Origin of the sequence: Polaribacter sp. (assembly GCF_036480315.1) — a bacterium.
GTDB lineage: Bacteria > Bacteroidota > Bacteroidia > Flavobacteriales > Flavobacteriaceae > Polaribacter.
Genome location: NZ_JAZGGG010000054.1, coordinates 1 through 20,099, shown reverse-complemented (window position 1 = coordinate 20,099; position 20,099 = coordinate 1). Strand labels below are relative to the sequence as shown.

Here is a 20,099-nt window from a genome sequence, read left to right as displayed (position 1 = left end):
CCAAGTTTCTTCCCTTCGGGAAGATTATGATGGGCTTTTATCTTAACTTCAATGTTACAATAGTGAATACAGCTAATAAAATTCCTATAATCCAAAAGCGAACTACAATCTTACTTTCGTGATAACTTAATTTTTGATAATGATGATGTAAAGGCGCCATTCTAAAAATTCGCCTTCCTTCACCGTGTTTTTTTCGTGTATATTTAAACCAAGAAACTTGCATTATTACAGAGAGGTTTTCTATCACAAAAATTCCTGCTAAAATTGGAAGTAACAATTCTTTACGAATTGAAATTGCGATAACTGCAATAATTCCTCCAATCGTTAAACTTCCTGTATCTCCCATAAACACTTGTGCAGGATATGTATTATACCAAAGAAACCCAATTAATGCACCAGCAAATGCTAGTATAAAAACCGTCATTTCTCCAGAATTTGGAATGTACATGACATCCAAATAGTCTGCGAAAATAATATTCCCAGAAATCCATGCAAAAAGCGCCAGTGTTATAACTATAATTGCAGACGAACCTGCAGCTAAACCATCAATACCATCTGTTAAATTTGCTCCATTTGAAATTCCTGTAACAATAAAAACTACAATGAATATGAAAACTATCCATCCATATTTTTCATAACCATCACCAAGAAAACTTAATACCTTTGAGTAATCTAATTCGTTATTTTTTAAAAATGGAACCGTAGTCTTGGTAGACTTATGAGCTTCACCAAAAACAATTCTTCTCCCATTTTCTTTTACAACTTGTTGTTCTTTTGGTAATTGTTCTTTTATAGTTACGCCATCATTAAAATAAAGCATAGAACCTACAATGATTCCTAAACCAACTTGACCTAAAACCTTAAACTTACCACTTAAACCTGCTTTGTCTTTTTTAAATACTTTTATATAATCATCTAAAAAGCCAATTAAACCCATCCAAACTGTGGTGATTAGCATAATAATAATGTAAATATTATCTAATTTAGCTAATAAAAACACTGGAATTAAAGTTGCCAGAATGATAATAATTCCACCCATTGTTGGAGTTCCTGCTTTCTGAATTTGGCCATCTAAACCCAAATCCCTTATAGATTCGCCAACTTGTTGTTTTTGTAAAAAGTTGATAATCCTTTTTCCATAAATGGAAGAAATCAACAATGACAAAATAAAAGCAGCTGCAGCTCTAAATGTGATAAACTGAAATAAACCTGCTCCAGGAAAATGAAACTGATTTTCTAAATATTCGAATAAATAATACAGCATTCTTATTAGTTTTTTAGTTGATTGAAACAATTTTTAACTTCTTCTAAATCATCAAAATGGCTTCTAACTCCGTTAATTTCTTGATATTTTTCATGCCCTTTACCTGCAATCAATATGATATCTCCTGTTTTAGAAAACTTACATGCTGCTTTAATTGCTTGTTTTCTATCTAAAACTGTAATTGTTTTTCTATAATTTTCCGACGCAACACCAACTTCCATTTCATCTAAAATAGTTTGCGAATTTTCTGTTCTAGGATTGTCTGATGTAAAAATTACTTGATTGCTTAATTGCGAAGCAATATGCGCCATTTTTGGTCTTTTCGTTTTATCTCTATCACCTCCACAACCAATAACAGTAACTACTTGCTCGTTTCCTGTTCTAATATCATTAATGGTTTCTAATACATTTTTTAGTGCATCTGGCGTATGTGCATAATCTACAATTGCAGTAATTCCATCTTCGGAAACTACATATTCGAATCTTCCACTAACACTTTCTAATTCGCTAACAATTGTTAAAATTTCAAGTTTCTCTAATCCTAATAACTCTGCAGTGGCAATAATTGCATTTAAATTGTAAATATTAAAAACGCCTATTAATTTTGTCCATACTTCAGTTCCATCAACAGAAATTAAAGTTCCAGAAAGTTGTTTTTCTAAAATCTTAACTTTAAAATCGGCCAAAGTTTTTAAAGCATACGTTTGCTTTTTTGCTTTTGTATTTTGCAACATGAAGCCACCATTTTTATCATCTACATTTGTTAATGCAAATGCTGATTTTGGCAACGAATCAAAAAATTGTTTTTTGACATCTCTATATTCTGCAAAAGTTGAATGATAATCTAAATGATCATGAGAAAGGTTTGTGAAAATTCCGCCAGCAAAAACCAAACCTTCTGTTCTTTTTTGATGAATTCCATGAGAACTTACTTCCATAAAACAGAAATCGACTCCCTCATCAATCATTTTATCTAAATAACAATTGACTGTTACAGAATCTGGAGTTGTATGTGTTGCTTTAAATTCAGTTTCATCAACTAAAATTTTAACTGTAGAAAGCAAACCAACTTTGTAACCTGCTTTTTTAAATAATTGATATAAAAGAGATGCTATTGTTGTTTTTCCGTTTGTACCAGTAACACCAATTAGTGGTAATTTAGATGATGGATTATCATAAAAATTAGAAGCCATAACTGCCAAAGCAACATTTGCATCTTCAACTTTAATATAAGTAATTCCGTCTTTTTTATTCGAAGGGAAATCTTCACAAATAATAACAGCTGCATCTAAATCAATTGCTTTTTCAATATATAAATGACCATCTACTGAAACTCCTTTTAGGGCTATAAAAACATCATTCTGTTCAATTTTTCTAGAATCGAAAACAAGATTTTTTACATCAATATTTGTACTACCAAAAACTTGTTGAATTGAAACCTGATATAATATGTCTTTTAAATTTTTCAGTTTATGAAAGTTTTAAAATAATTGTTGCTCCCTTTATTAATTTCTCTCCTTTTTTTAGTGATTGAGATTCCACCTTTCCAACACCAGAGAATTTTACTTTTAAGCCTATATTTTCTAATAACGACAAAGCATCCATGCCAGACATACCTTTTACGTTTGGCACTTTTGAATATTCTTTACTTAATTGTCCATTAAATTTTAAATATTGCTTCTCTATAGAAGCAAACTCCGTTTTATCATCTACAGATTGATTATCAATTGGAGTTGTTGTATAAATTTTTTGTGCTATTTTTTTAAAAACTGGGGCTGCAACAGTAGCTCCATAATATCCTTTTTCTTTCTTTGGATCATGAATAACAACAATGCAAGAATACCTTGGTTTATCTGCTGGAAAAAAGCCTGCAAATGATGCTACATAATGTTTTGTAGAATAATGACCAGAGATAGTTTCTCCTTTTTCATTTTTATGTCTTGGAATGTATTTTTTTGCGGTTCCTGTCTTACCTGCCATCGAAAAATTAGGAGAATAAATATTATCTGCAGTTCCTTTAATAACCACATTTTCCATCACTTTCCTAATCTTCTTTAGCGTTTCATCAGATGCTATTTTTTCATTTACTATTTCTGTTTCAAAAAGCTTTTCAGTTTTTTCTTGCCTTCTTAACTCTTTAATAAAACGTGGCTTCACCATAACTCCATTATTAGCTACAGCATTATAAAACATTAACGTTTGCATTGGTGTTACAGAAACTCCATATCCCCAAGACATCCATTCTAAAGATATTTTACTCCAAGCTTTATCGGTTGGTTTTGGTATGTAAGGTTTTCCCTCTCCTTTAATTTGAAAACCAATTGGTTTTGTAAATCCGTATTTCTCTAATTTATCAATAAATTTTTGCGGTTTTTCATCATAATGTTTTTTGATCAATTTTACAATACCAACGTTCGAAGAAACTTCAAAAACTCTCGCTGCTGATATTTTTCCATATCCCCCTCTTTTAGAATCCTCTACTTTTTTACCATGAATATAAATTCTTCCTTTTTCAGTATCTACAACAGTAGAAGTATCAATTAATTTATCATCTAAAGCTGCCATTAAACTTGCCAACTTAAATGTAGAACCCGGCTCATGACTTTCCCAAACCGCATAATTTCTTTTCTCGTAATACTTCCCTTTTGTGGTTCTTCCTAAGTTAGAAATCGCTTTAATTTCTCCTGTTGCAGTTTCCATAACAACTGCACAACCATGTTCAGCTTCAAAGTATTCTAATTGACGAAGCAATGCATGGTGCGTAATATCTTGAATATTAACATCAATTGTTGTAATAATATCATGACCATCTATAGGTTCTTTTTCATTTACATCATTAATAGGTTTCCATTGATTTTTTGCAATTTTTTGTTTCCAACGTAAACCGTTTTCGCCTTGCATATAATCTGCAAAAGCACCTTCAATACCTGCTTCACCTCTATAATCATCGTAACCAATTGTACGTTCTGCAATTTTACCTATGGGATGCGCACGCACAGTTCTATGTTCTGCAATAAAACCACCTTTATAAACTCCTAAATTGAAAATTGGAAATTTTTTTATTTTCAAGTAATCATTGTACCCAATGTTTCTTGCAATTAGTAAATACCTGTTTTTTCTCTTTTTTGCTGTTCTTAATTTTTGCTGATAATAATTTGCAGTATTCCCAAACATTCTAGAAAGCTCTTTAGATAAGCCAGCAATGTTCTTTTCAAAAACAACGTCTTTAACAGCAACTACATCCATTCTAATTGTAAATTTAGACATCGACGTAGCTAACAAATTACCGTCTGAACCATAGACGTTACCTCTATTTGCATAAATAGTATCTTGTCTAATAGTTAACTCTGTAGAAAGTTTTCTGTATTTTTCTCCTTGAGAATATTGAATATTAATAACCCTAACAATAACTGCTAACAAAAAAATCGTCATAAAAGCAGCTACCAAGTAGAATTTTGTAAGTATGCTTTTTTTATGAGTTGCCAATTTATTGTTTTTTATAGGTTACTTTAATTTTTTTTGGTGGGGTTTCGGAAGGTTTTAAACCTCGTTTTTTTGCTTTTTCCCTGATGCTAGATTCCATTTCCATTCGTGTTAGAATTGTTTCTGTATCTAGAGATTCTGCTCGTAATTCTCTTTTCTTTTTATTTAATTCTGATATTTTAATTACTTTCTTATCAGCTCTATGCGCACTAGAAATCATAATTAACAACAGTGCAACTACAAAAATGATGATTCGCCAGTTTTTAAAAGCAGATTCATCTGTAAGGAAACTTCCTCGCAGAAAATCGTAAATTCCTTTTTTAACTTTTGACATTATCTATTTTGATTTAGAAAACACATGTTCTACATTCTACAACCTTATACTTTTAACGTTGCTATTCTTAATTTTGCACTCCTAGCTCTATTATTCACCTTAATCTCATCGGCATTTGGTACAATCAATTTACCTACTTTCTGTAATGGAACATCACTATTTCCAAACACATCTTTTTCTGGCTCACCACTAAACAAACCTGTTCTAATAAATCTTTTCACCAATCTATCTTCTAATGAATGATAAGAGATTACACTTAACCTTCCTTCCTCTTTCAATAAGTTTGGCATCTGTAGTAAAAACTCTCTCAACACATCTAATTCTTCGTTTACTTCAATTCTAATTGCTTGAAATATTTGTGCTAATATTTTATGCTCTTTTGCTTTTGGTAAATATTTTTGTAAAACTTCTTTCAATTGAAAGCTAGTTTCTATTTTTTCATTTTGCCTAGATTCTACAATTGTTTTTGCTATATTTCTAGAATTCCTCAATTCGCCATACAGAAACAATATTTCTGCTAATTTCTCTTCAGGATATTTGTTGATAATTTCTTTTGCCGAAACTTTAGATTTCTGATTCATTCTCATATCTAAATCACCATCAAAGCGAATAGAAAAACCTCTTTCAGCCTCATCAAATTGATGTGAAGAAACTCCTAAATCAGCCAACACTCCGTCTACTTTTTTTATTCTATGAAATCTTAAAAAACGAGAGATAAACCTAAAATTCTCTGGAATTAAAACAAAACGCTCATCATCTATTAAATTATCTAATGCATCTGGATCTTGATCAAACCCAAACAATTTTCCGTTCTTCCCTAATCTATTCAAAATCTCTCTTGAATGACCTCCACCACCAAAAGTTACATCTACATAAACACCATCTTCTTTAATAGCTAATGCATCTACACTTTCTTTTAATAAAACTGGATCATGATAACTCATCTTCGTCTGTATTTCCCATTACTTCCTCAGCTAGTTCAGCAAAATCTAAAGCAGCAGCATCTATTACCTTTTCGTACCTATCTTTATCCCAAATTTCAATAATATTTACAGATGAAGACATTACAATTTGTTTCTCTATTCCTGCAAAAGCACATAAATCTTTGGGAATTAAAATTCGCCCAGAAGCATCTAACTCTACTATTTTTACACCTGCAGTAAACCTTCTAATAAAATCGTTATTTTTCTTCTTAAACTTATTTAACTTGTTAATTTTCTCCATCATCAAACCCCACTCTTTCATTGGATACAACTCCAAACAAGATTGAAAAACAGCTCTTTTAATTACAAAACCTTCATCCAACACAGAAGACAGTTGCTTTTTGAAAGCTGATGAAAACATCACCCTTCCTTTAGCATCTGCTTTACACTCATATGTACCAATTAGGTTTATCACTTCTACAGTTAATTTGTTTAAGGTATCAAAAATATATAAATTCTACCACTTTCTACCACTTTTTACCACTTTGTTAATAACTAACGTCTTTATTAACAATTTGTTTTGGTTTTTAAGACAAAAAAGCAAAAATGTTCCGATTTACGAAAACAATATTTTTCTCATAAAAAAGAATTACATTTGCGTTGAGTGAAATCAAACAAAAATCAATGACTGACAAGTTAATAACTGAAGGAGAATTTACATATGCAGAGGCTGGAGAAGGACCTGCAATCATTATTTTACACGGGTTAATGGGTGCTTTAAGTAATTTTGGTGAAACTTTTGATTACTTTTCAAACAAAGGTTACAACGTCTTAATTCCTGAATTACCTTTATATTCTTTACCGCTTTTAAAGACCAATGTTAAAAACATGGCTAAATTTTTGTATGATTTTATAGAACACAAAAAATTAGAAAAAGTTATTCTTTTAGGAAATTCTCTTGGAGGACATATTGGCTTATACTTTACAAAGCATTATCCAGAAAAAGTTGGCGCACTTGTTTTAACAGGTAGTTCTGGTCTTTATGAAAAAGCAATGGGAGATAGTTTTCCTAAAAGAGGAAACTACGAATATATTAAAGAAAAAACGAGAGCTGTTTTTTATGACCCAGAAATTGGAACAAAAGAAATGGTTGATGATGTTTTTAAAATTGTAAACGACAGAAGTTCAGTAATTAGAACTTTAGCAATTGCAAAAAGTGCAATTAGACACAATATGGCAAATGATTTGCCAGAAATGAAACAGCCAATTTGCCTTATTTGGGGAAAACAAGATGCAGTAACGCCTCCTGAAGTTGCAACTGACTTTCACAAATTATTACCAAATTCAGATTTATTTTGGATTGATAAATGTGGACATGCAGCAATGATGGAAAAACCTAAAGAATTTAATAAAATTCTTTCAGACTGGTTTACTACTAGAAATATATAACTCTCGCAGAGAATACTTCAATAAAAAAGAACACACTACAATGAAAATTAGATCTGCAGAGTTTATAATGAGTAACAGTAATGTTACCAAAGCACCACCAGAAAGAATACCAGAATATGCATTTATTGGACGTTCTAATGTTGGCAAATCTTCATTAATTAACATGTTAATGGAACGCAAAGATTTAGCCAAGACTTCTGGAAAACCTGGAAAGACACAGCTAATCAATCATTTTAAGATAAATAAAGAATGGTTTTTAGTCGATTTACCTGGTTATGGTTATGCTCAAATCTCTAAAAAGAAAAGAACTATTTTTCAATTTTTTATAGAGAACTATTTTAAAGAAAGAGAACAACTAGTTTGTACTTTTATTTTGATAGATTCTAGACATGACCCTCAAAAAATTGATTTAGAGTTTATGCAGTTTTTAGGCGAAAATCAAATTCCGTTTTGCATTGCATTTACAAAAGCAGACAAATTAAGTAGCACCAAATTAGATAAACAAATTTCCTCATACAAAAAGAAATTATTAAATACTTGGGAAACTTTACCAACATCTTTTATAACCTCTTCTTCGAACAGTCTTGGACGTAAAGAATTTCTAGATTATATTGATGGCGTAAACGAAGCTGTAGCCAAAGATTTTCAATAGAAACCCATGCAATCTACCAAAGAAAATTTACAAATTTTATTTGAAGATAATCACATCATTATTGTAAATAAAAGAGCTGGTGATATTACGCAAGGTGATAAAACTGGAGACAAACCTCTAAATGAAGTTATAAAAGAGTACGTAAAAAACAAATACAATAAACCTGGTAATGTTTTTATTGGCACAGTTCACCGTTTAGACAGACCAACTTCTGGGATTGTAATTTTTGCAAGAACATCTAAAGCTCTAGAGCGTTTAAATAAAATGCTACGTGATAAAACAATCAACAAAACTTATTGGGCGATTGTAAGGAGTCAACCAAAAAAAACATCAGATACTTTAATCAATTTTCTAAAAAAAGATACCAAAAAAAATAAGTCTTTTGTCTACAAGAAAGAAATTGAAGGAAGTAAGAAAGCAACACTTCACTATAAAATTCTTAAAAAATTAGAGAACTATTCTCTTTTAGAAATTGATTTAGAAACGGGTAGACACCATCAAATTAGAACACAATTATCTCATATTGGTAGTCCTATAAAAGGTGATTTAAAATACGGATTTAGTAGAAGTAACAAAGATGGAAGTATTAGTTTACACGCTAGAAAAATAGAATTTATACACCCTGTTTCTAAAGAAAATATTTTAATTTCTGCACCTACACCAAACGATGTTATTTGGAACGCTTGTAAGTAATCAGTATCTTTAGAAAAATTAGTTTTTTTCTGAAGATATAAAAAACAACAAGAGTCTAAATTTATGAATATAATTGACACTTTGCAATCGCAAAAAAAATTCTTTATAACACAACAAACAAAAGATATTTCATTTCGAAAAGAATACTTAAAAAAGCTTCAAAATGAATTAATTAAAAGAGAGACTGATATTATAAAAGCGCTACATAATGATTTTAAAAAATCTGAATATGAAGCCGTTTTAACAGAAACTTCCATTGTTTTGTCTGAATTAAAAATGACAATCAATAAACTAAATTCTTGGGCAAAATCAAAACGAGTTTTACCTTCTCTTTTAAATTTTCCTTCTTCAGCAAAAATCCACAAAGAACCTTATGGTGCAGTTTTAATAATTTCTCCTTGGAATTACCCGTATCAATTAGCTTTTGCACCATTAATTGGCGCAATTGCAGCAGGAAACACCGTTGTTTTAAAACCTTCAGAATTAACACCACATACAAGTACGGTTACAAAAGAAATAATAGAAGCGGTTTTTGACAAAAAACATGTTTCCGTAATTGAAGGAGGCGTTGATGTTTCTAAAGAATTACTAGCCCAACGTTGGGATTATATTTTCTTTACAGGAAGTGTTCCGGTAGGGAAAATTGTAGCAAAAGCTGCTGCAGAATTTATAACTCCTGTAACTTTAGAATTAGGTGGAAAAAGTCCTTGTATTGTTGATAAAACTGCCAATATAAAATTAGCTGCAAAACGTATTGTTTGGGGAAAGTATATAAATGGTGGACAAACCTGTATTGCTCCAGATTATTTACTAATTCATAATTCTGTTAAAAAAGAATTTGTTTCTTATTTTAAAGAAGAGTTAGTAAAAGCATATGGAGAAAACCCTGAAAAATCAATCGATTTTCCAAGAATTGTAAACTCTAAAAACTTTAAAAGATTGGCTCTTATGTTAGAGAACGAACAATTTTTAACGGGCGGAAAAACCAACCAAGAAGACAATTACATTTCCCCTACTTTAATTAATGAACCTTCTTTAGATAGTGAAGTTATGAAAGGTGAAATTTTTGGTCCAATACTTCCTTTAATTTCTTATGAAAATGAAGGGGAAATAGAAAAAACACTGTCTAAATATGATAAACCTTTAGCATTTTATATCTTTTCTAATAACAAAAATTTTGCAAAAGAAATGATTGCAAAACATTCATTTGGTGGAGGAACAATTAACGATACAACTGTACATTTTGTAAACCATAGATTGCCTTTTGGTGGTGTTGGAGAAAGTGGTGTTGGTGGTTATCATGGTAAAAAAACTTTTGATACTTTTTCTCATAGCAAAGGTATTGTTACCAGAGGAAATTGGTTAGATTTAACAATTAGATACGCTCCTTATACTGATAAATTAAAAAATTTACGCACCTTATTAAAGTGGACTTAATTTTATAAAAAAAATGATTCCAAAAGAAAAAACAGTTTCTGAAGCAATACATTATAGGCGTTCAGTAAGAGTTTACGATGCAGAAAAACCAATTGACAGGAACATTGTAAAAAAGTGCTTAGAACAAGCTGCATTAGCTCCAAATAGTAGCAATATGCAGTTGTGGGAGTTTTATCATATTACTTCTAGAGAAACCATTGCTAAAATCGCGCCTTTTTGTTTCAATCAAAATGCAGCAAAAACAGCTCAACAATTAGTTGTTTTTGTTTCTAGAAAAGATTTATGGAGAAAAAGAGCAAAAGCTAATTTAGCTTTTATGGATACAACTTTTGGAAAAGACAATCCGAAATCTACACAAAGTAGTAGAGAAAAGGTTGCAAGAAATTATTATGGGAAAATTATTCCGTTTGCATATGCTGACTTTTTGGGAATTCTTGGTTTTCTAAAATACATTATGGTTTCTGTTATTGGACTTTTTAAACCAATGTACAGACAAGTTAAAAATAGTGACATGAGAATTGTAACGCATAAAACTTGCGGTTTAGCAGCCCAAAACTTTATGATTTCTATGGCAGCAGAAGGTTACGATACTTGCCCAATGGAAGGTTCTGACACATTGCGAGTTAAAAAACTACTTAACCTACCATTTGGTTCTGAAATAAATATGATTGTTTCTTGTGGAATTAGAACTAAAAAAGGAGTTTACGGAGAACGTTTTAGAATTCCTTTTGAGGAAGTTTATAAAGAAGTTTAAAATAATTTTTATTTAAAAAGAGACTCTTTTCCTTCCCGCAACAAACTCATAAAAAATACCTACGGTAAAACCTATTGTTATAAAATACAACATTTCTGTTATTGGAATATTTAAAAAAGTAACATCGTATTTTGTATTTGCAAGCAAATAATATTTTTTCCAAAAAGTTGGGGCAAAAAAAGTAAAGAGAGGTATATAAATTATTAATTGAATCCCCAAACTTAACAGACTAGATATTAAAGATGCTTTTAACAAATTTGGTCTAATAGACAACATAATAATTCCGTAAAGAATAAAAATACTACTATATACAAAGATTGAATTAATTTCTAACAAGCCCGTAAAAACATAAACCAACACAAAACTTAAAACAAACATTGTGTAAAACGTATATCTTATTTTATTGTCTCTCTTGTAAGGAATCAACTTTAAATTAAAAACAGTTTCGTAAATTGTTGCAACTACACTAATAATCATTGCACCCATAATAACATCTTCAAAATACGCATATTGGGTATTTAAAATGGATGGCGGAATCCAATAATCTCTAAAATGAAAATAGTCTGTAAATGGCGCTACAACTCCTCCAGCAATTGTAGTTCTAATTAGTTTTTTTCTTAAATCTTTTCTCTTAAAAAAAATATATAACCAAATAGGAACATAACTCAAGCAAAGATATAAAAATGCATATTTTTCATCCATAATAATTACATAGGTTTTAAAATCAATACATTTTTGCTTTGTATAATTTCTGACTGATTTAATTTCATCTTTACAAAATCTCCTTTTAAATACTTCTCTGCCTGATCTTTATAATGTTTACTAAAAACACGTCCGGATTGACCTGTCGGTAAAATTGATAAACTATTTTCTACATCAGAAAAATCTACAATCCTCCTTGTTGATGGCCCAGCTTTCACTTTATAAACTCCAGTAGAATCAATATCATAAATTTGATTATTAATTACTTGATCTCCACCAGAAGTTATAAAAGGACCAACGTTAAAGTATTTTCTTAACACAGCAACTTCACCAACCGCATGTTTGTATTCCACAGTAATTACTCTTTCCCATTTCCAATCTTCCACATTTGCACCTAACTGATTTTCTAAAAATGAAAAAGCTTTTCTAAATGAGGTCGTTACAATTTCTTGTTTTGTTTCAACTTTATTTTTTGTTGAAACATCATCCCACCAAACTGATTTTTCTCTTTTAACTTGAACCGGTAAAACCTTCTCTACAAAAGGAGTGTTTACAAATTGATTGTATCCTTTTCCCATTTCATCTGCAAAAGTGTTTTTCTGAAATTCATAAACAAATCGATTGTAAATTACTGGACCAACTTCACTTTTATCAAAATCACCTTTCCATTCTTTTAAAATATTGATTGCTTTTTTCTCACTTACAGACAAATCACTTTTATCAATAGATTTTATAAAACTATCAATAACTTTTGGTGCAGTAGGCGAAGTAATATCCATCATCATTTTTGCAACATTCCCTTTTGTCCAATCATTTTTTGGCGCAACTAATTCCACAATTCTGCTTGCCCTGTCTTCTGATAAATAATAACCCGGATACAAAATATTTGCAATTGAATCTGGTTGATTGTTTGCAGAATACACATAATTCTCTTTCGGGTTTATTGCTTGGGGATTATCTTCAAAATCTAAATATTCTACAATTTCGTCTTCACCAGAAGCACCATTTAAGAACGTCTTTGTGTATAAAGAATCTCTATATTTATAAAGTTTCCCAGATGCAAACCAAGCAATATTATTTTTTGAATCTCCATACATCATATTTAAACCTGGTGCATGCAATTTACTTGCTCCTTTTTTAAAATCTGTTAGATTTTTAGCATGTGAAATTTCGTAGGCAACATCTAAAATTTCATTATTTAACTTGGTATAAATCCACTGCATTGCAACTGGTTTTTCATCAGACAAACCTTCTACAATCCCGTTCATTAAAGGACCATGTTTACTCACTTTAATAGTGTAAACAGAATCTTTAGCTTCTTTTATTTTTAATCGTTTTTCTATCGTTTTATAATCAAAATAATCTTCTTTAATTCTATATTGATTTTCATTATCAGGATTATTTTCTTCCACATAAAAATCAATATCATCATTTTCAAACATCGTTAAACCATAAGCATAGTCTTTATTATGTCCTAAAAGAGGAAAAGGAACCAACGCCAAATGAAAACCGTATAATTCATAATTTAGTGTTTTTATATGGGCTTGATACCAAACTGACGGTTGTGAAAACCCAATATGAGGATCGTTTGCAAAAATCACTTTTCCGTTTTTGGTTTTATCAGCACCAATTACCCAAGAATTACTTCCTATAAATGGTGAAATTGGTAAAACTTCCATTAAATTATTCATTGCTTGCGAGAATGCTCCAGTAATTTCTGGGTTTTTCTCGTTTTTAATTAAGGTTAAATTTTGATTTTCCGCACCAATTAATTCCTTAAAATAAGCATCTCCTAATTTTTCTTTTACTTCATTTAACATTGGATCTGTTTTATGAGCAATTGCAAAACTAAAAGCCATATACCCAAAAACGTTATACATATCTTTTAATGTATATTTCTCTTTATTAACACCAACTAAAGTAAATTCTATTGGCGTTTTACCTTCTTCAATATATTGATTTACACCATTTAAATAAGCAGTTGCCATTTTGTACGAAGGAGAATTTTTATCTAAATTTTGTATCGTTTTTACTGATGCTTCCTCAATACCTAAACCAGAAAAAAGTTTATCTGTTCTTATTAGTTTTTCTCCAAAAATTTCCGACAATCTTCCTGCGGCAATTCTTCGAATCAATTCCATTTGCCACAATCTATCTTGCGCATGCACATAACCTAAAGCTACATAAGCATCTTGTTGGTTTTTTGCATTTATATGCGGAACACCAATATCATCAAAATGAATTATAACTTCTTCAGAAATGTTTTTTAATTCTATTTCTCCCGAGTAATTTGGCTTATATGTTTTAGAATACAACCAAACTGAAACAAACACCAAAACAATAAGAATTATTATAATTCTTACAAAACGTTTCAAAAACTTCATAAAATTGATTTTTTTTCAAAGATAGCAGAAATATAATTCAGAGATAAACACAAAAGAAGTGAAAGTTAGTTTGTATTTTTGAAATTCAAAATTATTTTTATGAAAAAAATTCAAATGGTAGACCTTCAAGGCCAATATCAGGAAATAAAAGAAACAGTAAACACTTCTATACAAGAGGTATTAAACTCTTCTTCTTATATAAACGGCCCTTTAGTTCATGAATTTCAAGCAGATTTAGAAAAATATCTAGATGTTAAACATGTAATTCCTTGTGCAAATGGCACAGACGCTTTGCAAATTGCAATGATGGGTTTAGGTTTAGAACAAGGTGATGAAGTAATTACAGCAGATTTTACTTTTGCTGCAACTGTTGAAGTAATTGCACTTTTAAAGTTAACACCTGTTTTGGTTGATGTAGAACCAGATACTTATAACATAGATATTGAAGCTTTAAAAAGAGCTATTACCCAAAAAACAAAAGCAATTGTTCCTGTTCATTTATTCGGACAAGTAGCAAATATGGAAGCTGTTTTAGAAATTGCCAAAGAACATAATCTTTTTGTAATTGAAGACAATGCGCAAGCAATTGGTGCAGATTACACTTTTAAAGATGGAACAAAAAAGAAAGCTGGAACTATGGGAGATGTGGGGACAACATCTTTCTTTCCTTCTAAAAATTTAGGTTGTTATGGAGATGGTGGAGCAATCTTTACAAATGATAATGAACTTGCACATACACTTCGTGGAATTGTAAATCACGGAATGTACACCCGTTATTACCATGATGTTGTTGGTGTAAATTCTCGTTTAGATTCTATTCAAGCTGGAGTTTTAAAAGCAAAACTACCTTTATTAGACGCGTATTGCGATGCTAGAAGAAGTGCAGCCAATTACTACACAAACGCTTTAGCGGATAATGTAAATATTGTCACTCCAAAAATTAGCGATTTTACAACACATGTTTTTCATCAATATACATTACAAATAACGAATGGAAAACGAGATGAGCTACACAAACATTTGTTAAATCAAGGGATTCCGAATGCAATTTATTACCCAGTTTCTTTACATGCTCAAAAAGCATATCAAGATAGCCGTTATAAAGAAAGTGATTTTCCAGTAACCAATGAATTGATAAAAACTGTTATTTCTTTGCCAATGCATACAGAGTTAGACAACGAACAATTAGAATTTATTACAAATACTATTAACAATTTTATCAACTAAAAACTATGAAAAAAATTTTAGTAACTGGTGGTTTAGGTTTTATTGGTTCTCATACCGTAGTAGAATTACAAAACGCAGGTTTTGAAGTTGTAATTATTGATGACTTATCGAACACAAGAATTTCTGTTTTAGATAAAATTACAGAAATTACTGGTCAAAAACCAGCATACTACAACATCGACTTACGTATTAAAAAAGATGTAAAAACCTTTTTTGACACTAATAAAGTTGATGGAATCATACATTTTGCAGCTTTTAAAGCAGTTGGAGAAAGTGTACAAAATCCTTTAGATTATTATGAAAATAATTTAGGTACTCTTGTATACTTATTACAAGAAATGAGGGATAGAAAATTAGATAATTTTATATTCTCCTCATCTTGTACAGTTTATGGTCAAGCAGATGAATTGCCAATTACAGAAAATGCGCCTGTAAAAACAGCAGAATCTACCTACGGAAACACCAAACAAATTGGTGAAGAAATTATAAAAGAAACATGTAAAGCACATAATTTAAATGCAATTGCTTTGCGTTATTTTAATCCTATTGGCGCTCACGATAGTGTAAAAATTGGAGAACTACCTATAGGTGTTCCTCAAAACTTAATCCCGTTTGTAACTCAAACCGCGGCAGGAATAAGAAAAGAGCTTTCTGTATTTGGTGATGATTACCCTACAATTGACGGAACAGCTGTAAGAGACTATATACATGTTGTTGATTTAGCAAAAGCACATATTGCAGCTTTACAAAGGTTAATCAATAAAAATAATAAACAAAATTTTGAGTTTTTTAATGTTGGTACAGGAACAGGAAGTTCTGTTTTACAAGTAATTAAAGCTTTTGAAAAAGCATCTGGAAAACTATTAAACTACAAAATTGTTGACAGAAGAGAAGGTGATATTACTGCAGCTTATGCAGATACTACTATTGCTAATCAAGAATTAAACTGGAAAACAGAGAAAAATCTTGATGAAGCTTTAACTGCTGCTTGGAAATGGCAATTAAACCAATAAAAGCTATTTGTTTTTTAAACTATTTAAGAAATCACTACGTCGATTTCTAGAAACTGGAAGTTTGTTATTTTCATCTAAAACAACATAACCTTCGTTTAAATACTTTTCTATATAATTGATATTGATTAAATACGACTTATGAATTAAATAAAAATCTTGATTTTGTAATAATTTATTAAAATGCCCAATACTATAAGAACTTAAGATTGGTTTTTCATTTTTTATATAAATCCTTGTATACCCCTCTGTTCCTTCACAAAAAATAATTTTGTTTACCTCAACAAACTCTAAACCTTCTTGAGAAGGAATTACAATTTTCTTTTTTTGAAAAGTTTGTACTCCCAAGTTTTCAATCAATAATTTATTTTTTTCTAAAGCTGTTTTATCTTCAATGTTTTGTGTTGCTTTAATTACTGCCGTTATTAAATCTTGATTATCAACCGGTTTTACTAAATATCCAATTGCACAATGGTTTATCGCCTCTAAAGCATATTGATCAAAAGCGGTGACAAAAATAACTTCAAAGTTTGGGTTTTCTATATTTGATAATAAATCAAAACCACTCATCTCTGGCATGGCAATATCTAAAAACACTAATTGTGGTTTCTTTTTTTCGATTAACTCAATAGCTTTTTGTGGATTTTTAGTTTCTCCAATAACAATAATATTTGAACAAAATCGTTCTATTTTATTCTTTAAAATGGCTAACGCCTTTGGTTCGTCATCTACTAATACAGCAGTTATTTTCATTAGGTTGGTTGATTAAAAATTAATGTAACTCTGGTTCCGGTTGCATTACTTATTTCTGATGCATCTTCAATTGTATATTCTATTTCCCAATCGTTACTTTGTTGCAACAACTCTAAACGCTCTTCTAAAACAGCAGATGATCTAGATTGATAATTTTTAGAAGAATTTTTATACATTTCTTTTGCTTTTTTAATTCCAATTCCATCATCTTCTACAATTACTTTAAAAGAATCTTCATTAATTTGATTAAAAGTAATACGAACCAAACCATTCTCTTTTTTATGAAATAAACCATGATTTACGGCATTCTCCACAATAGGTTGCAACATCATAGAAGGAATAATTTGTTCATCAACATCTATATTTTTATCAACTTCTATGGCATAAGAAAGCTTCTCTTCGAAACGTAATTTTTCTATTTGCAAATAGTTTTCTAATTAGGTTACCTCTTCTTTTATTGAGATATTTTGCTTACGAGAATACTCGAAAAACATGCGAACCAATTTAGAAAACTTTACTAAATAATTTTCAGATTGTTCTACTTCGTTTCGTTGGATATAATATTGAATTGAGTTTAAAGAATTATGCACAAAATGCGGATTCATTTGGCTACGCAACGCTTGCAACTCTAAACCTGCAATTTTTTTATCTAAATCTGCTTTTGCAGTTTCTTTTTGTTGAATTCTTTGTTTTAAAATTTTCACAAATAACCAAAAGCCCAAAAAGGCTAAAAAGCCAAAACCAATTTTAGCAACGATTGTTTGCCACCAAGCTGGAATAACATGTAAATATTGTTGTATAATAGTTTCATTAAAATGCTGATCGGTTACTTTAATCTCTAATTGATATAATTTTGGAGAAAGATTTGAAAAATTTAGTGTTTTTGTAATTGTAGTTATCCATTCTTTTTGAGTTGGTAAGATTCTATATTGATACTTTACATACTCCTGATTTACAAAATCTTGCAAACCAAACGTAATAGCTATATTATTTCTTGCTCCGTTAGCAAAACGTAACGTATCATTCTTCGTTTTAAAAAACAGTTTTGGTTGTTGCTTATAGATGTTGTTTTCTACATTTAACTTTGCAATTCCAATATCTGAAGCGGCAAATAAAGTGTCTTTTTCTAAATAAATGTCATTAGTATTATTTTGTAACAATCCATCTGACTCATAAAAACTATTGGTGATTTTAGAGTTTTCTAAATCGTTATTATTTAAAGAGATTTCATGCACTCCATTATTGGTTGCAAGCCAAAGTTTATCTTCTTTTTTTATAATTTTCTGAATACTATAACCATCAGTATTTTTTAGATGAACTATCTTACTTTCATCATATCTATAAACACCTCTACCATCTGTACCAACAAACAACTGCTTTTTTGTTGCTAATAGGTTACTAACAGAAACGTTTAATAATTTATGAACTCTTTTTACTTTAACTAAAGTGTCTTTCTCTATTATATGCATACCATTAGAACCTCCATAATACAATTTATCTTTAAAAACTGAACTGAAAAGAATACCCGATTCATTTGAAATATGCTTTTCAAAATGATAGTTTACATCTGTTTTATATAAATAACCTCCAGATAAAAAATAGTATTTATTTTGATGATAAACTACATTTTTAAAGCTTGATGCAGTCATCCAATTATCAAAAACATTAAAGACTTCTAACTTTTTAATTTTATTTTCTATCTTAAAAAATGAAGACATAGATGAAACAAAAAAAACACTATTTAAACTATCTTTTCCTATTTGATAAATCTCTCCATTTTGATTTTTTATTGATGTAATTTTATTGAAAAAACTATCTTTTTCATCTAATTGATAAAAGCCATCATCATTAACACCAGCATACAATTCAGTATCAATTCTACTTATTTTTTGAACCTTCTTGTTTTTTAAAAAATAAGTAGTTTCTGTTTGTCTATTTGATAATAAAGAAACTCCGTTTGTAAAATCTATCAACCATATATTCCCTTTTGTGTCCTTATAACTCTGCCTACCTAACGTTTTATCAAAACTATGTTTTTCTTTTACTTGTAAATCATAATCAAAAGTCACTAAATGTCCAGGAATACTTATTTGTATTTCGTTCTTTAAGCCTTTACATCTAAAATATTTAATGTTTTCTCTACCAACTAAATCTTTAAACAAAATGCGTTTTACAGTCTTATCCTTAAAATTGATAAAGATTAAATCTGTTTTTGTTACATAATAAAATATATTATTAAATATGAGTCCAAAATTATGTAACTCTTTACTATTATAATCTGATTTTAATTTTAAAGGTATCTTTTTAAGAAGGTTAATTTCTTTATCAAAAAAAATGAAATCATTCTTTTTTTTTGATAAAAATTCATTAATTTCTGGGTTATGTACGATAAAATTTTTTGGATACCTTAAATTTAACTTTGCATTTGCTTTTTTTAATATAGTAAGAAGTTTTTTTATATTATTATTTTTGTAAATACCTTCACCTTGTATGGTGTCATTTATCAAATTAGAAAAGCCTAAACCAGAATGCATCCATAGATTTTTATTGCTTTTATATATGAATCTTGGACTAATAACCTTGTTATTTATTATTGGGTATTTATAAATGCTGTCATGTTTAATAAAACCTTGGTAGTTGCTTTTAGAGAAATACCATAATCTGTCTTGGTAATCTGTTTCTAATAGCCAAGTATCGTTATTTGGTAAACCATCTTTTATAGTAAAAGTCTTAAATGTTTCGCCATCATATTTTACCAAACCTCTATTAGTTGCAAACCACATAAAACCATCTGCATCTTCTTGTATATCATAAATATGGTTAGATGGTAAACCTTGTTTTGTTGTAAAACGTAATGGTTTTTGTGCATACAAGTTTACACAGAAAAAAAATAAAATGATATGTAAGTAACCTGTTGTGCATTATAAAAAAGCTGTTCATTGATTAAGAGAATCGTATATTTAATTGAATTTCAAACATTTAAATAGATGAACAGCTTTAGAGCAAATTACGAGAAAATTTTAGAGGTATTAAA

General features: G+C 29.8%; 18 protein-coding genes. 7 read left to right on the top strand and 11 right to left on the bottom strand.

All coding sequences use genetic code 11. The features are described from left to right. Positions 1-37: 37 nt before the first annotated feature. The 6 genes from mraY to mraZ are packed head-to-tail and all read right to left on the bottom strand — an operon-like array spanning position 38 to position 6,479. Positions 38-1,264 carry a phospho-N-acetylmuramoyl-pentapeptide-transferase gene (gene mraY / locus V3V28_RS11075; RefSeq protein WP_331365078.1) on the bottom strand — a complete coding sequence of 409 codons (1,227 nt, stop codon included), beginning with the start codon at positions 1,262-1,264 and terminating at the stop codon, positions 38-40. Positions 1,265-1,269: 5 nt separating this feature from the next. Then, positions 1,270-2,733, bottom strand: a complete 1,464-nt coding sequence (locus V3V28_RS11070; RefSeq protein ID WP_331365095.1) for a UDP-N-acetylmuramoyl-L-alanyl-D-glutamate--2,6-diaminopimelate ligase — start codon at positions 2,731-2,733, stop codon at positions 1,270-1,272. Position 2,734: 1 nt separating this feature from the next. Next, positions 2,735-4,696 (bottom strand): penicillin-binding protein, encoded by a 1,962-nt coding sequence (locus tag V3V28_RS11065; protein WP_331365094.1) that lies wholly within the window; start codon positions 4,694-4,696, stop codon positions 2,735-2,737. 55 nt (positions 4,697-4,751) lie between these two features. Next, complete coding sequence (locus V3V28_RS11060) at positions 4,752-5,081, bottom strand: FtsL-like putative cell division protein (RefSeq protein ID WP_331365077.1); 330 nt, start codon at positions 5,079-5,081, stop codon at positions 4,752-4,754. 44 nt (positions 5,082-5,125) lie between these two features. Further along, the gene (gene rsmH / locus V3V28_RS11055) at positions 5,126-6,025 is read right to left on the bottom strand and encodes a 16S rRNA (cytosine(1402)-N(4))-methyltransferase RsmH (protein ID WP_331365076.1); all 900 of its coding nucleotides are present in this window, start codon (positions 6,023-6,025) and stop codon (positions 5,126-5,128) included. Continuing rightward, positions 6,012-6,479: a division/cell wall cluster transcriptional repressor MraZ gene (mraZ, locus tag V3V28_RS11050; protein ID WP_331365075.1), complete on the bottom strand. Its 468-nt coding sequence runs from the start codon at positions 6,477-6,479 to the stop codon at positions 6,012-6,014. The genes rsmH and mraZ overlap by 14 nt, the downstream gene beginning before the upstream one ends. A 209-nt stretch (positions 6,480-6,688) precedes the next feature. Between mraZ and V3V28_RS11045 the strand changes: the two genes are divergently transcribed. The 5 genes from V3V28_RS11045 (at position 6,689) to V3V28_RS11025 (ending at position 10,989) form a co-directional block, all read left to right on the top strand. Further along, on the top strand, positions 6,689-7,453 hold the full coding sequence (locus V3V28_RS11045; RefSeq protein WP_331365074.1) for an alpha/beta fold hydrolase: 765 nt from the start codon (positions 6,689-6,691) through the stop codon (positions 7,451-7,453). Positions 7,454-7,493: 40 nt separating this feature from the next. Then, positions 7,494-8,105 carry a ribosome biogenesis GTP-binding protein YihA/YsxC gene (gene yihA, locus V3V28_RS11040; RefSeq protein ID WP_331365073.1) on the top strand — a complete coding sequence of 204 codons (612 nt, stop codon included), beginning with the start codon at positions 7,494-7,496 and terminating at the stop codon, positions 8,103-8,105. Between the two features lie 6 nt (positions 8,106-8,111). Then, complete coding sequence (locus V3V28_RS11035) at positions 8,112-8,798, top strand: RluA family pseudouridine synthase (protein ID WP_331365072.1); 687 nt, start codon at positions 8,112-8,114, stop codon at positions 8,796-8,798. A gap of 63 nt (positions 8,799-8,861) precedes the next feature. Continuing rightward, positions 8,862-10,235 (top strand): aldehyde dehydrogenase, encoded by a 1,374-nt coding sequence (locus V3V28_RS11030; protein ID WP_331365071.1) that lies wholly within the window; start codon positions 8,862-8,864, stop codon positions 10,233-10,235. A 13-nt stretch (positions 10,236-10,248) separates the two neighbouring features. Next, positions 10,249-10,989, top strand: a complete 741-nt coding sequence (locus V3V28_RS11025) for a nitroreductase family protein (RefSeq protein ID WP_331365070.1) — start codon at positions 10,249-10,251, stop codon at positions 10,987-10,989. A gap of 12 nt (positions 10,990-11,001) precedes the next feature. Here the strand turns inward: V3V28_RS11025 and V3V28_RS11020 are convergent, their stop codons facing one another. Together V3V28_RS11020 and V3V28_RS11015 are read right to left on the bottom strand one after the other, a co-directional pair. After that, on the bottom strand, positions 11,002-11,691 hold the full coding sequence (locus V3V28_RS11020) for a lycopene cyclase domain-containing protein (RefSeq protein WP_331365069.1): 690 nt from the start codon (positions 11,689-11,691) through the stop codon (positions 11,002-11,004). Positions 11,692-11,696: 5 nt separating this feature from the next. Then, positions 11,697-14,075, bottom strand: coding sequence for a penicillin acylase family protein (locus V3V28_RS11015; protein ID WP_331365068.1), 2,379 nt, complete (start codon positions 14,073-14,075; stop codon positions 11,697-11,699). A 99-nt stretch (positions 14,076-14,174) separates the two neighbouring features. On the opposite strand from V3V28_RS11015, the gene V3V28_RS11010 reads away from it, so the two are divergent. Next, positions 14,175-15,302, top strand: a complete 1,128-nt coding sequence (locus tag V3V28_RS11010) for a DegT/DnrJ/EryC1/StrS family aminotransferase (protein WP_331365067.1) — start codon at positions 14,175-14,177, stop codon at positions 15,300-15,302. A 5-nt stretch (positions 15,303-15,307) separates the two neighbouring features. Then, positions 15,308-16,315, top strand: coding sequence for a UDP-glucose 4-epimerase GalE (gene galE / locus V3V28_RS11005; RefSeq protein WP_331365066.1), 1,008 nt, complete (start codon positions 15,308-15,310; stop codon positions 16,313-16,315). Positions 16,316-16,318: 3 nt separating this feature from the next. Here the strand turns inward: galE and V3V28_RS11000 are convergent, their stop codons facing one another. From V3V28_RS11000 to V3V28_RS10990, 3 genes are read right to left on the bottom strand one after another with little or no spacing between them, the layout of a single operon-like run. Then, positions 16,319-17,065 carry a LytR/AlgR family response regulator transcription factor gene (locus V3V28_RS11000; protein WP_331365065.1) on the bottom strand — a complete coding sequence of 249 codons (747 nt, stop codon included), beginning with the start codon at positions 17,063-17,065 and terminating at the stop codon, positions 16,319-16,321. Beyond that, on the bottom strand, positions 17,065-17,490 hold the full coding sequence (locus V3V28_RS10995) for an ATP-binding protein (protein WP_331365064.1): 426 nt from the start codon (positions 17,488-17,490) through the stop codon (positions 17,065-17,067). Before V3V28_RS10995 ends, V3V28_RS11000 begins: the two co-directional genes overlap by 1 nt. A 12-nt stretch (positions 17,491-17,502) precedes the next feature. Further along, entirely contained in the window at positions 17,503-19,938 is a 2,436-nt protein-coding gene (locus tag V3V28_RS10990) for a histidine kinase (RefSeq protein WP_331365063.1), read from the bottom strand. Between the last annotated feature and the right edge of the window lie 161 nt (positions 19,939-20,099).